The sequence below is a fragment of the Flavobacterium sp. AC267 genome (assembly GCF_979258715.1).
This window is the reverse complement of record NZ_OZ409875.1, coordinates 422,769-435,639: the sequence shown is the minus strand read 5'-3', so window position 1 is coordinate 435,639 and position 12,871 is coordinate 422,769. Positions and strand designations below refer to the sequence as shown.

At 32.3% G+C, this 12,871-nt stretch carries 10 protein-coding genes and 3 pseudogenes; 5 read left to right on the top strand and 8 right to left on the bottom strand.

From position 1 onward, the window contains the following. Positions 1–603: 603 nt before the first annotated feature. From ACZZ95_RS02400 to ACZZ95_RS02390, 3 genes and pseudogenes are all read right to left on the bottom strand, one after another. Positions 604–1,832, bottom strand: a pseudogene (locus tag ACZZ95_RS02400) (Glu/Leu/Phe/Val dehydrogenase dimerization domain-containing protein). A 142-nt stretch (positions 1,833–1,974) separates the two neighbouring features. After that, entirely contained in the window at positions 1,975–2,103 is a 129-nt protein-coding gene (locus tag ACZZ95_RS02395; protein WP_463467876.1) for a chalcone isomerase family protein, read from the bottom strand. After that, positions 2,087–2,551 carry a chalcone isomerase family protein gene (locus tag ACZZ95_RS02390; protein ID WP_463467875.1) on the bottom strand — a complete coding sequence of 155 codons (465 nt, stop codon included), beginning with the start codon at positions 2,549–2,551 and terminating at the stop codon, positions 2,087–2,089. Before ACZZ95_RS02390 ends, ACZZ95_RS02395 begins: the two co-directional genes overlap by 17 nt. A 487-nt stretch (positions 2,552–3,038) precedes the next feature. Here ACZZ95_RS02390 and ACZZ95_RS02385 point away from each other — a divergent pair. The 5 genes and pseudogenes from ACZZ95_RS02385 (at position 3,039) to ACZZ95_RS02365 (ending at position 7,979) form a co-directional block, all read left to right on the top strand. Beyond that, positions 3,039–4,182, top strand: a pseudogene (locus ACZZ95_RS02385) (acyl-CoA dehydrogenase). A 142-nt stretch (positions 4,183–4,324) separates the two neighbouring features. Continuing rightward, entirely contained in the window at positions 4,325–5,302 is a 978-nt protein-coding gene (locus tag ACZZ95_RS02380; protein ID WP_463467874.1) for a M28 family peptidase, read from the top strand. Positions 5,303–5,337: 35 nt separating this feature from the next. Further along, positions 5,338–6,017 (top strand): annotated as a pseudogene (locus tag ACZZ95_RS02375) (SDR family NAD(P)-dependent oxidoreductase). Positions 6,018–6,059: 42 nt separating this feature from the next. After that, positions 6,060–7,289, top strand: a complete 1,230-nt coding sequence (locus tag ACZZ95_RS02370; protein ID WP_463467873.1) for a hypothetical protein — start codon at positions 6,060–6,062, stop codon at positions 7,287–7,289. Positions 7,290–7,382: 93 nt separating this feature from the next. Beyond that, positions 7,383–7,979 (top strand): SprT-like domain-containing protein, encoded by a 597-nt coding sequence (locus ACZZ95_RS02365; protein WP_463467872.1) that lies wholly within the window; start codon positions 7,383–7,385, stop codon positions 7,977–7,979. Between the two features lie 230 nt (positions 7,980–8,209). Here ACZZ95_RS02365 and ACZZ95_RS02360 read toward each other — a convergent pair whose 3' ends face one another. From ACZZ95_RS02360 to ACZZ95_RS02340, 5 genes are all read right to left on the bottom strand, one after another. Further along, a complete protein-coding gene (locus tag ACZZ95_RS02360) occupies positions 8,210–8,971 on the bottom strand; it encodes an ABC transporter ATP-binding protein (protein WP_095952409.1) in 762 nt (253 codons plus the stop codon). After that, positions 8,971–9,717: an MlaE family ABC transporter permease gene (locus ACZZ95_RS02355; RefSeq protein WP_095952408.1), complete on the bottom strand. Its 747-nt coding sequence runs from the start codon at positions 9,715–9,717 to the stop codon at positions 8,971–8,973. Before ACZZ95_RS02355 ends, ACZZ95_RS02360 begins: the two co-directional genes overlap by 1 nt. An 80-nt stretch (positions 9,718–9,797) precedes the next feature. Continuing rightward, positions 9,798–10,646, bottom strand: a complete 849-nt coding sequence (locus tag ACZZ95_RS02350) for a glycosyltransferase family 2 protein (RefSeq protein WP_463467871.1) — start codon at positions 10,644–10,646, stop codon at positions 9,798–9,800. Positions 10,647–10,861: 215 nt separating this feature from the next. Then, the gene (locus ACZZ95_RS02345; RefSeq protein WP_463467870.1) at positions 10,862–11,374 is read right to left on the bottom strand and encodes a methyltransferase; all 513 of its coding nucleotides are present in this window, start codon (positions 11,372–11,374) and stop codon (positions 10,862–10,864) included. 264 nt (positions 11,375–11,638) lie between these two features. Further along, entirely contained in the window at positions 11,639–12,697 is a 1,059-nt protein-coding gene (locus ACZZ95_RS02340) for a 3-oxoacyl-ACP synthase III family protein (protein WP_463467869.1), read from the bottom strand. Positions 12,698–12,871: the final 174 nt, after the last annotated feature.

Below are 12,871 nucleotides of genomic sequence, written 5' to 3'. Positions count from 1 at the left end.
GCAAAGTTTTTATCTGTTAATTGTAGTAAATCTTTAGATTAAAGTTCAGAAAGCTTGATCTAGACAAAGCTTTGCGAACTTAATATTTAGATCTTGCTTGCGCTCTGAATTAAAGTAACTTAGCGTACTTAGCGTTAAAAATCTGCTTGTGTTTAACCGCAAAGTTTACTAAGCATTTTTAAAAATTAATTATAACACAAAGCACGCTAAGTTTTACGCAAAGAAACGCAAAGTTTTTTTATCTGTTAAATTGAGTAAATCTTTAGATTAAAGTTTACAAAGCTTGATCTAGACAAAGCTTTGCGAACTTAATATCTAGATATTGCTTACGCTCCAAATTAAAATAACTTAGCGCACTTAGCGTTAAAAATCTGCTTGTTGTTTAACCGCAAAGCGAGCAAAGGTTTACGCAAGGTGCGCAAAGTTGGTTGTTTTTTAAATCTCGCAAAGTCACAAAGTCACAAAGTCACAAAGGAATTCAAAAAAGAAAAACTTTGCGCCTCTGCGCCTTTGCGAGAAATAAATTAGCGCTCCTTGCAGTTAAAACAAAAAAACGAGCCAAATAGTAATTCGGCTCGTTTGTAATAAAAGTATAAAATAAAATTATACTAATTGTTTCAATGCAATTTCGAAAGCTGTTGCACTAATATTTGTTTTAGACGAATTCAAAGCGTGAGCTTTTACAATCGCATTTTTTATAATTTCTGAAGTATCGTTAAAGATCGCCTCATCGGTCATTTGTACTTTTTTCTCCATGAAATAAGCAAAAACTCTCGCCATTCCGCAGTTTGAAATAAAATCAGGAATTAAACTTACTTTATGATCTACTTCTTCCATGATCGAACCGAAGAAGATTTCTTTATCAGCAAAAGGAACATTCGCACCACAAGAAATAACTTCCAGTCCGTTTGCAATTAAACTGTCAATTTGAGCATGAGTAACCAATCTTGAAGCGAACACAAGGCGTGAAAATTTCTGCGCCAATTGTCCAGATTTTAGAATTAATTTCTTCAAACGGAATCATATTTTCGGCAACCAATTTATTTCCATCTTTATTTAGGAATAAAGTTCTGATTTCCTCAAAAGAAAAACCATCTTCTTTAATTAATCCTCCGTCACGATCAATAATTCCGATAACTTTCGCTCCCATTTCAGCTAAATAAAAAGTCGCAAACAGAACCTACATTTCCAAAACCTTGAACGATTGCTTTTTTACCTTTTATATCACCGCCATAAGTTGCATAAAAATGACGAACTGCTTCTGCAACACCAAAACCAGTAATCATATCTGCTACTGTATATTTTCTTGTTACATCTGGTGAGAATTTTGGATTTTCGATTACCTTAATTACACCTTGACGCAATTGACCAATTCTGTTGATTTTATCAGCTTCTGTTGGTTTAAAATGTCCGTTGAAAACACCTTCCTGCGGATGCCAAACACCGCATTCTTCTGTCATTGGAATTACTTCATGGATTTCATCAACATTTAAATCTCCTCCAGTTCCGTAATAACTTTTCAATAAAGGAGAAACCGCTTTGTACCAACGCCGCAAAACACCTTTTTTGCGAGGATCGTTGGGGTCAAAATTTATTCCAGATTTAGCACCGCCAATTGCAGGGCCGGAAACAGAGAATTTAACTTCCATAGTTTTAGCCAAAGACAAAACTTCATTCATGTCTAGACCTTTTCTCATTCTTGTTCCTCCACCCGCGACTCCTCCACGAAGTGAATTAATAACAGTCCACCCTTCGGCTTCTGTTTCTGAATCTTTCCAATTGAAAACAATTTCAGGTGACTTGTTTTCAAATTGTTGTAATAAATCTTTCATTTTGTTGTGATATGTTTATTTTGCGTAAATGTATAAAATAGAATAATGCGAATAATGTATTCCGAGTCAAATATATAAAACAAAAAAAGAAAGCCGAAAACAAATTGCTTTCGGCTTTGTAATTGTATGATGTTTTAGAAAATTACATTCCTAATAAATTCTTTTTTAAAGTTTCATCTACAGGTTTGTTAGAAAGCCAGATTCCAAATAAAGCTTTTTTGAAATCAAATCCCTGGATTTTTCCTTTTAAAACCTCATTTTTTAAAAACATTTATCGTTTGGTCCAACGGATTGTAAGCTAATATAAATACATCTTTTTCTGTAATTGCATCGCTCAAATAGCTTTTAAAGGTTTCAATTCTAGGACGTAATTCTCCAAGATTGTCTCCCGCAGATTTTTCAAAACCAGCATTCATGGCCTTAGTTAATTTATTAGAAGAAACCATTGAAGAGGTGATTTCGATTCTAATAGCCATTTCTGTATCGCTGTCGATAATAAATTGTGGGTCTTGACTTAGTTGAGATAAATATAATGCTTGCACATAAACTTCTAACCACATTTTTGATCTTCCGCCAGCTCCATTAAGTTGTAAAGTTTTGCCTTGAAATTCTATTTTTCTAGGAACTGTTACGCCATTAACATCGATTTGAGTCTGCGCCGAAACGGTCGAAAATTGTAAGCTTAAAAGGAGTGTAAGTAATAGTAAAATCTTTTTCATGTTCTATCAATTATTTATTTTTTGTGTAAAAATAATGTTAAATTATCAATATTTAGCTCATTTACAGTATGTTTTTTTCTTGAAAATTTTACAACTAATTTTTCTATTGTATTAAAAATCAAATTAGTAAGAGTTGTTTTACGTAGTTTTACGCAATTTAAGATTTGTTTAATGTTGAGATTGAAAATTTTCGATGCTTTTTTAGTTTTTAACGCTCAGAAAAGATAAAATTAGATTCTTAAAATTTAGAAATTTTGCTGCAAGATTAATGTTGATTTAGACGAAAATCTGAATTATAACGAAAACGTTATCGTAATCTTTGTTGATCTATTAATTTTATATGCATGCATTGTAAAACTGACTTTTAAAAAGTATCTTTGAAAGCCTTTGACTTAAAAATTAAGGCCCCGAAAAACACAAAAAACTAAACTAACAAACTATCAACTAAACAATTTTTTGGTTGAAAAAACAATTAAAGTAAATTACTATGGATTTTAATCTTACCGAAGAACATTTAATGATTCAGCAGGCGACAAGAGATTTTGCTCAAAATGAATTACTGCCAGGAGTTATTGAACGCGACGAAAAACAAATTTTTCCAACAGAGCAAGTAAAGAAAATGGGAGAATTAGGGTTTATGGGAATGATGGTTGATCCTAAATATGGTGGAAGCGGTTTGGATACTATTTCTTATGTTATTGCAATGGAAGAAATTTCTAAAGTAGACGCATCTGCTTCTGTTGTAATGTCTGTAAACAATTCTCTAGTTTGCTGGGGATTACAAGAATATGGAACTGAAGAACAAAAACAAAAATATTTACCAGGTCTGGCTTCTGGAGAAATTCACGGTGCATTCTGTTTGAGCGAGCCTGAAGCAGGAAGTGATGCAACTTCTCAAAAAACTACTGCAATTGATATGGGTGACCATTATGTTGTAAATGGAACTAAAAACTGGATTACGAACGGAAATACCGCTTCGGTTTATTTAGTAATTGCACAAACGCATCCTGAATTAAAGCATAAAGGTATCAATGCTTTGATTATGACTAAAGATATGCCAGGTTTCTCTGTTGGTCCAAAAGAACAAAAAATGGGAATTCGTGGATCTGATACGCACTCTCTAATGTTTTCTGATGTAAAAGTTCCAAAAGAAAACAGAATCGGTGAAGATGGTTTCGGATTTAAATTTGCCATGAAAACTCTTGCCGGTGGTAGAATTGGTATTGCTTCTCAAGCGTTAGGAATTGCTTCTGGAGCTTATGAATTGGCTTTGAAATATTCTAGAGAACGTAAAGCATTTGGAACAGAGATTTGTAACCACCAAGCAATTGCTTTTAAATTGGCAGATATGGCTGTTAATATCGAAGCGAGACGTCATTTGTGTATGAAAGCGACTTTGGGATAAAGATCAGCATAAAAATTACGACGTAAGCGACGCAATGGCAAAACTATTCGCTTCACAGGTTGCAATGGATACTGCGGTAGAAGCAGTTCAAATTCATGGTGGAAATGGATATGTAAAAGAATACCACGTAGAGCGTATGATGCGTGATGCAAAAATCACTCAGATTTACGAAGGAACTTCAGAAATTCAAAAAATTGTAATTTCGAGATCAGTTATTGCAGGATAGTTTTTTACTAAATTATATTCAAAACCCTTTCAGCTTTGTAGTTTGAAAGGGTTTTTTTATGAATATTCTATTACTTTTCATAAGTTTATACTTTTAAGCGACATTTTGTTGTCACTCAATTTAAAATCAAACACCAGCCATTATGAAAAAACTATACTTTTTGCTTCCTTTTATTTTCTTAGCATGTAAATCAAGCACCACAACTACAAGCGATAAAGATGCTCAATCCAATTCAAAACCAATTGTAGTTAATTATAAAGTTAGTGAAACTGAAATTTCAGATTTCTTAAAATATCTTTCTTCAGATGAATTGGAAGGACGTGAAACGGGAACTAAGGGAATTGAAAAAGCGACTGTTTTTTTAGAAGATTTTCTAAAGAAAAACAATGTCAAGCCTTACTTCAAAACGTATCGTGATACTTTGACCAACTTTAAAACTCCCGCTTTTAATATTGTTGGAGTAATAGAAGGAACAGATCCTGAACTAAAAAAAGAATTTGTCGTTTTAAGCGCGCATTATGACCATATTGGTGTTGAGAAAAAAGAACAAGCTGATAAAATAAATAATGGTGCCAATGACGATGCTTCTGGTGTTACTTCTGTAGCGACAATGGCAAAATATTTCAGTTCAACTAAAGCAAACAAAAGAAGTATACTAATTGTATTTTTTGCAGGAGAAGAAAAAGGACTCTTAGGTTCAAAAAGTTTAGTTCAGAAATTAAAAAAAGAAGATTTTAATCTTTACACGCAATTAAATATCGAAATGATCGGTGTGCCAATGAAAAGAGAGTATCTAGCGTATATTACAGGTTTTGACAAATCGAATATGGCATCAAAAATAAACGAATACACAGGAAAAAATACAATTGGATTTTTACCAAAAGAAGCAGAATATAAATTGTTTTACAGATCTGATAATTATTCATTCTTTGAAGCTTTTGGTAAACCATGTCAATCCTTAAGTACTTTTGATTTTGAGAATTTTGATTTCTATCACCATGTTTCAGATGAGTTCAAACTAATGGATATTCCACATATTACTTCATTCACCCAAGATTTATTACCAGCAGTAACAAAAATTGCAGTTACGCCGACACAAGAAATTACCATGAATAAATAAGAGGTCGTTTTACTGCATTTGATTATTTTTGCTTCATGAAAAATATTATTGTTACCGGAACGAGTAGAGGAATAGGTTATGAGCTTGTGCCGCAATTTGCAAATGCAGGAAATCAGGTTTTAGCCATTTCAAGAAAAACACCTAAAATACTTTTGGAACACCCAAATGTAACTTGTTTATCAATTGATTTAGCAGATGAAAAAGCTTTGGAAGAAGTAGATCATTTTCTTTCTTCAACATGGAAAAAAGTTGATGCAGTTGTACATAATGCAGGCGCTTTACTTTTAAAACCTTTTGCAGAAACTACGCAGGCTGATTTTGAAAGTATTTACAAAGTGAATGTTTTTGCAGTTGCAAATCTTACCAGAATTTGTCTTCCGTATTTACAAAGCGGCAGTCATGTTGTTACGATCAGTTCAATTGGAGGCGTTCGCGGGAGTCTTAAATTTGCAGGACTTGCGACTTACAGCTCAAGTAAAGGTGCTGTAATTACTTTGACCGAGTTATTAGCAGAAGAATATAAAGAACAAGGTATTTCGTTTAATGTATTGGCTTTAGGTTCTGTTCAGACTGAAATGCTTTGCATGAAGCTTTCCCAGGATATCAAGCTCCAATTTCTGCAGAAGGAATGGCGACTTATATTTATGATTTTACATTGAATGGAAATAAATATTTTAACGGAAAGGTATTAGAAGTTTCATCTACGAATCCGTAATTAAGATTACTGTTTTTAACCCAAATCAAATAAATCTACTCTATGAAAAGAAAAATTACTATTCTTTTAGTTTCCTTATTCTTTGTTTCTTTCAATATGAAAATGGTCGCACAGTCATACAAATCTCAGGTTTTAAGTTTTTACAATTATGCTTTTCCAGAAAATTACATTCCAGCGGGATATTATAGTTACGGAGTTAAATTACATCTTTCTCCAGATTTAATAACTGTATTTATCGATGGAGAAAAAAAAGGAACTCGTCCGCCATTATCTTATAATGAGTTTTTTAAAGAAAAAGATTTACTGAGATCTATCATTGGTACGGATACCGAACCAGATCTTAAAGGACATCATATTCCAACTATAATGGAATTGGGTTATACACAAAGAGATGCTGAATCTAAAGATCATTTTATTTTAGATGTTTCCATAAAAAATATTGCTTACACAGCGAATATTAAAGAAACAACGACTAATGAACTTCCGTTTTCATATGAGATATTTTATAGATATGATGCCGTTTACAAAATAATAAACAGTCTGAGCAAGGAAGTAGTGATGGAAAAATCATTTAACGTTAAAGAGCAGACAAATGTTTCGGGTAGTTTTGAAGGTTTTAAGGTTGCTGGTAAAACCAGAGGCGAAATGGTTAATTACTTAACTGCAAATATTGACAGGGATTTACTTTATAATCAATTGGTTAAAAATATTCAACAAAATACAAGAGTGAGATTGGTTTCTTGGGTTGATATTGAATATTATCAAGACAGTTATTATTTTTCAAGAATTTCTAAGGAAGATAAAAACCCAATTTTTCTTAAATTAAACCAAGATGTTGATGTTCTTGAACAATGGTCTAAAGGAAAGGCAGAACCAATTTTAGATGATGCCCTTATTGCTTCAAACGGAGAATTTATCGAAAAAAATAGTTTAGTAATAAAAGACGAATCAAAACGTTTTCAGGATGAAACACGTTTAAAGAATTATGAAAATTTTCTAAACAAGAAAAAGGTTTTTACCGATTTTATTCTAAAAATGGAGCAATACTCAAAAGAATTAGATGAAAAGGATAAAGGACAAAAAGCGGCTTTGTGGGCTTGTTATATCAATATCGCGTCTAGTTTTGAACTTTTAAACAATCCGAAAAGCAGTTTAGAATATATTCAAAAAGCATATGCTTTAAAATACCAAGAAGGTAAAGTAAGAAGTATTGAAGAAGGAGTAAAAGCCAGAGAAGCCAAACGAAATGCGTTTTTTGATGCAGACTGGTGAGATTAAAAAAGACGTAAACAGTCAATATTTTAAATATTTAACTTTATAAAAATATATTTCGAAGTATTTTTGAGTTAGTCAAACTACATTATCTTGAGCGAAACTTTAGCTAAATATATTCCCGAATATGCGGTAAAACCCGTTTTTGATTTGATAGTGGCCAATCAGGTGCACTTGAAAATTGTAAACGAACGTCAGACGCGTCATGGTGATTATAGAAGAGGGCCAAGCGGTAAACATGAAATTACGGTTAATGCAAGCTTGAATAAATACAGGTTTATGATTACGCTGATTCATGAGATCGCACATTTAGTTGCTTTTGAAAAATTTGGGCGAAATATAAAACCTCACGGGAACGAATGGAAATATACTTTCCAGCGTTTAATGGTGCCGTTTATCAGGCCGGAAATATTTCCAAGTCAGATATTGCCTTTATTGGCAAGGCATTTTAAAAACCCTTCAGCAAGCAGTGATACCGATACCACTTTGTCTTTGGCATTAAAACAATTCGATGCGGACAACGATAAGAATTATGTTTTTGAAATCCCTTTTGGAAGTGTTTTCAGAATCAAAAACGGAAAAGTATTCAAGAAACTGGCCGTAAGAACTAAACGTTTTGAATGTATCGAAATAAGCTCTGGAAAAACGTATCTTTTTAATCCAAATGCGGAAGTGGAGCTGATGAGTTAAATTGCAATCACTAAACCTCGGAGAAATTCCAAATTCTAATTCGAATGAAATTCCAATAAAAAAAAATCCAAATTCCAATTCGGATGAAATTCTAATAAAAAATTCCAAATTCCAATTTAAGAAACTCAATAAAAAATCCCAAATTCCAATTTGAACAGTTGGAATTTGGGATTTTTATTGAACTTCCAGTTATTGGAATTTGGATTTTTTTTATTGGAATTTAAAAAGATCTAGCCTTTCAAATAAGCTTCTCTAACTTTTTTAAAGAGGTTAGAAGAGTAAACAAATTTGACAATATCTTTATTGTCGGTTACGAAAATTTCTTCCTTAGTTCCCTGCCACGCTTTTACACCTTTTTTCAAGAAAACGATGTTCTCTCCAATTTCCATTACAGAATTCATATCGTGTGTGTTAATTACAGTTGTGATGTTGTATTCTTCTGTAATTTCCTTAATAAGGTTGTCAATCAATGTCGAAGTGTTTGGATCTAAACCTGAGTTTGGCTCATCACAAAACAAATATTTTGGATTGTTTACAATTGCACGCGCAATCGCAACACGTTTCTGCATACCTCCTGAAATCTCTGAAGGCAGTTTTTTATGCGCTTCAACTAGATTTACTCTTTCTAATACAAAATCAACTCTTTCTTTGATTTTTGCTTTATTATCATTGGTAAACATCTTTAAAGGGAAAGCAACATTCTCTTCAACAGTCATAGAGTCGAATAGGGCACTTCCTTGAAAAACCATTCCAATTTCAGTTCTTAGTTCTCTTTTTTCATCTGGATTTAATTCAGAATAAACTCTTCCGTCAAATTCAATTGTGCCTGAATCTGGCGTATGAATCCCTAATAGAGTTTTTAATAAAACGGTTTTTCCAGATCCACTTTGTCCAATAATCAAGTTGGTTTTGCCAGATTCAAAAACTGTCGAAACACCTTTTAAAACCTTACTGTCACCAAATGATTTTTCTATGTTTTTTACTTCTATCATTATCCTAATAATAATTGAGTTAGTATATAATTAAAAAGAATGATACAAACAGATGTCCATACAAACGATACCGTACTTGCTCTACCAACTTCAAGTGCACCGCCTTTCATATAATATCCATGAAAAGAGGGAATAGTAGCCAATAACATTGCAAATATTAAAGTTTTAATAAAAGCATATGTAATGTGAAACGGAATAAATTCCATTTGAGCACCTTGAATAAAGTCTTGACTAGTTGAAAATCCGCCATATGCACAAGCAAGCCATCCACCAAAAACACCCAGAAACATACTAATTCCGATTACGAAAGGATACATTAATAAAGCTACTATTTTTGGAAAAACAAGGTAGTTTAATGAATTAACACCCATAACTTCTAAAGCATCAATTTGCTCCGTTACACGCATTGTACCAATACTTGATGTAATATAAGACCCCATTTTTCCGGCCATAATTACCGAAATAAAAGTTGGGGCAAATTCTAAAATTACAGATTGACGTGTAGCAAAACCAATTAAATATTTTGGAATTAAAGGATTGGTTAAGTTTAAGGCCGTTTGAATGGCAACAACTCCTCCAATAAAAAAAGATATAAAGCAAACGATACCAAGAGAATCGATAATTAAATCATCGATTTCTTTGAAAATCAAATTTTTCATAACAGGCCATTTAGTCTGTTTATTAAAAATTTCTTTAAGCATTAAAAAATATCTTCCTATTTGGGATAAATAACGAATTAGCATCATAAGTTTTAGAAATATTGGCTAAATTAAGGATTAGTTTACAGTTTACCGTTTCACTTAGCAGTTTTTTAATTTTTTTAAGATTAAAAAAGCTTTTGTTTCATTTTTTGCAAACGGTAATTTCTAATAAATTTAGCTTGTTCTTGGGTAACGAGTAAGGGAGTTTTAGCTTTTTTAGCTTTCAAAAAACCATTAATATAATCTAAAAAGAGAAGTGGCTTTTTCTTCATCATCGCCAGTTTTGCCGAAGCAATTGCTGTGATCCAGAAACCGTAGCCTAAAGTATAAAAAGCTTCACCTTGTTTATAACGTGCTGTTTTGTTGTAGTTTGCGCCAGTTGGTTTTAAATGTTTTACATGTAAAGATTCGTCTGTGACAATTTTCCAACCGTAAAATTTACAAAGTAATTCATCTACTGTGTCCCAGCCCATTGCAGGTTTTAAACCGCCAATCTGCTGAAAAGTTCTCGCACGATAAGCTTTTAAAGCACCGCGGATATGATCTTTATCCGTTAGGTTTTCTAAAACCCATTCACCGTTTTTATCTATATAACAAAATCCACCTGCCATTCCGATTTTTGAATCAGATTCGAAATGTTTGATTATAGTTTCAAAATAATTTGGAGGAAAAATTAAATCACCATCTATTTTTACAATAATGTCGTAATTGGAATCCAACGTTTCAAAACCTTTCTGAAAAGCCTGAATCACTTTGCTTCCCGGTAAATGAATCGCATCTGAAGTTTTGTTTACAACAGAAATAAACGGATTTTCCTTTGCAAAACCCAATACAACTTCTTCTGTTTTATCGGTCGAATTATCGTTTACAACCACAACTTTTGATGGCAGAACAGTCTGTGAAACCAAAGATTGTAAAGTCAAGCCAATAAGTTCTTGCTCGTTGTGCGCGGGAATAACGATGTAATACTTCATTTTAAATTCCAATTTTTTAAATTCCAAATTCCAAAAAATAAAATAAATTCCAATCTTCTAAAATACCAAATTCCAATACTTAAAGTAAATTCCAATTTTTAAAAATTCCAAATTCCAATTTAACCAGTTTTAAATTGGAATTTGGAATTTGCTTTTTGAAATTTATCCCATTTTGGAATTTGGAATTTATTTTTGGAATTTGCCGTTAGGCTCTCTCAGCAAGCAACAATATAATATCGAGGAGTGAAATATCTCAATAAGGGTCTGAATCCGAATTTTTTTACTGGGTGCGTAAACTGTAAACGATCTGTTATTTTCCAGCCTGTTTTTTCTAAAAGCCAGTCTAACTGCCAGTCCTCAAATTCATGGTAATGTCTGTCCCACATATCAGTTTTAGAACGATATGCTGGCGAAAACCATAAACGTAACGGAATTGAAATTAACAATTTATCACATTTTACGTTTTGTAAAATTGTGTATGGATTTAGCAAATGTTCGAAAATTTCAAAAGCAGTAAAAACACTATATTCCTCTGTTTGTAAAGCGGTTTGATCGTTGTCTAAATCTTCGCCTTTTGTGTTTTTTACCGTATAGCCATTTTCTTCCATTATTTTAGAAAACGGATTGGGTACACCAAAATCAAAAATTACTTCTGATGTGTTAACATGCTTTTGTAAAAATTCTAAAGTAAGTTTGAATCTTTTATTCGGAAACGTTTTCTCGTACATTATATATGTTTTAAGCAACAAAGGCGCAAATATACAAAGTTATCCTCTTTCTTGTTTTTTTAATTGGAATGAAAATAGAAGTGTTTTAATGGAAGTTTGAAATCAATCTCTCGCAAAGACGCGAAGTCGCAAAGTTTTTATCAAAAAAATAACCATATAAGTGATATAAGATATTTTAAGTTTTCACTTAATTGAACTTATATCACTTTTATGGTTTAATAAACTATGCGAGATTATTTCACTCAAGATTATCTAAAAACTTTTTTAGTAGCGATACACAAAAGCATTAATATTCATTCCGGCTCCAACCGAAGCAAAAATAATAACATCGCCTTTGTTGATTTCGTGATTTTCAATTTTCCCCTGAAGAATCAAATCGTATAAAGTAGGAACTGTCGCTACACTGCTGTTTCCTAAATCGTGAATGCTCATTGGCATAATATCTTTAGGTGCCGTTTTATCGTATAATTTGTAGAAACGTTCGATAATAGCTTCGTCCATTTTTTCGTTTGCCTGATGAATCAAGATTTTTTTAACCTCGTCAATTCCAATACCACTTTGATCTAAACAGCTTTTCATAGCGCACGGAACATTGCTAAGAGCAAATTCGTAAATTTTACGTCCGTACATTTTGATGTATTTAATATCTGGATCTAAATCTGGATTATAAGATTTTCCAAAATATAGATAATTTGCTTCGTCGTTAGCGTAAGTAGCACTTTCATAAGATAATAACCCAGCTTCATCAGTAGAGGCTTCTAAAATTGAAGCACCTGCACCATCAGAATAGATCATTGAGTCACGATCATGATCGTCGACAACTCTAGATAAAGTTTCAGCTCCAATCACTAAAACTCTTTTTGCCATTCCTGATTTGATGAATGCATTGGCTTGTAAAACTCCTTCAATCCAGCCCGGACATCCAAAAAGAATATCATAGGCAACACATTTAGGGTTTTTAATGGCTAATTTATTTTTAACTCTTGTAGCTAAACTTGGTAAAATATCTGTTTGATGCGTTCCTGTTTTTACGTCACCAAAATTGTGAGCAAAAATAATGTAGTCTAAAGTTTCAGCATCGATTCCGGCATTTGCAATTGCTTTTTCGGTCGCAAAAAATGCTAAATCAGATGCAGTGTATTCAGGTTCTGCATAACGACGATTTTCAATTCCGGTAATACCTTTGAACTTTTTAATTACAACTTCGTTAGGGTAACCAAATGGAGTTCCATCTTCATTTAAAAAAATATGTTTATCAAAGTCTGTGTTCTTTACTTCTAAATTAGGAATATAGCTCCCAATTCCAATAATTTTTATTTTCATTTCTTTCCTTAAATTATCCGATAAATTTCATGCTAAAGTATAAATAAAAACATGATAACTATCATAAAAAATACTATGCACGCATATAATTATGAATAAACGATTTTTTTAGTAATATATTGTTTATTTTTTAATGATTTTTTAATTTTTCCGAGATTTCAAACGATTGAAGGA

Excerpts from the sequence above, each read along its gene's own strand:
- ACZZ95_RS02380 (WP_463467874.1), top strand. The coding sequence starts at position 4,325 with ATGAAAAAACTATACTTTTTGCTTCCTTTTATTTTCTTAGCATGTAAA.
- ACZZ95_RS02370 (WP_463467873.1), top strand. The coding sequence starts at position 6,060 with ATGAAAAGAAAAATTACTATTCTTTTAGTTTCCTTATTCTTTGTTTCT.
- ACZZ95_RS02390 (WP_463467875.1), bottom strand. The coding sequence starts at position 2,551 with ATGAAAAAGATTTTACTATTACTTACACTCCTTTTAAGCTTACAATTT.
- ACZZ95_RS02355 (WP_095952408.1), bottom strand. The coding sequence starts at position 9,717 with ATGATGCTAATTCGTTATTTATCCCAAATAGGAAGATATTTTTTAATG.
- ACZZ95_RS02345 (WP_463467870.1), bottom strand. The coding sequence starts at position 11,374 with ATGTACGAGAAAACGTTTCCGAATAAAAGATTCAAACTTACTTTAGAA.
- ACZZ95_RS02395 (WP_463467876.1), bottom strand. The coding sequence starts at position 2,103 with ATGTTTTTAAAAAATGAGGTTTTAAAAGGAAAAATCCAGGGATTTGAT.
- ACZZ95_RS02360 (WP_095952409.1), bottom strand. The coding sequence starts at position 8,971 with ATGATAGAAGTAAAAAACATAGAAAAATCATTTGGTGACAGTAAGGTT.
- ACZZ95_RS02350 (WP_463467871.1), bottom strand. The coding sequence starts at position 10,646 with ATGAAGTATTACATCGTTATTCCCGCGCACAACGAGCAAGAACTTATT.
- ACZZ95_RS02340 (WP_463467869.1), bottom strand. The coding sequence starts at position 12,697 with ATGAAAATAAAAATTATTGGAATTGGGAGCTATATTCCTAATTTAGAA.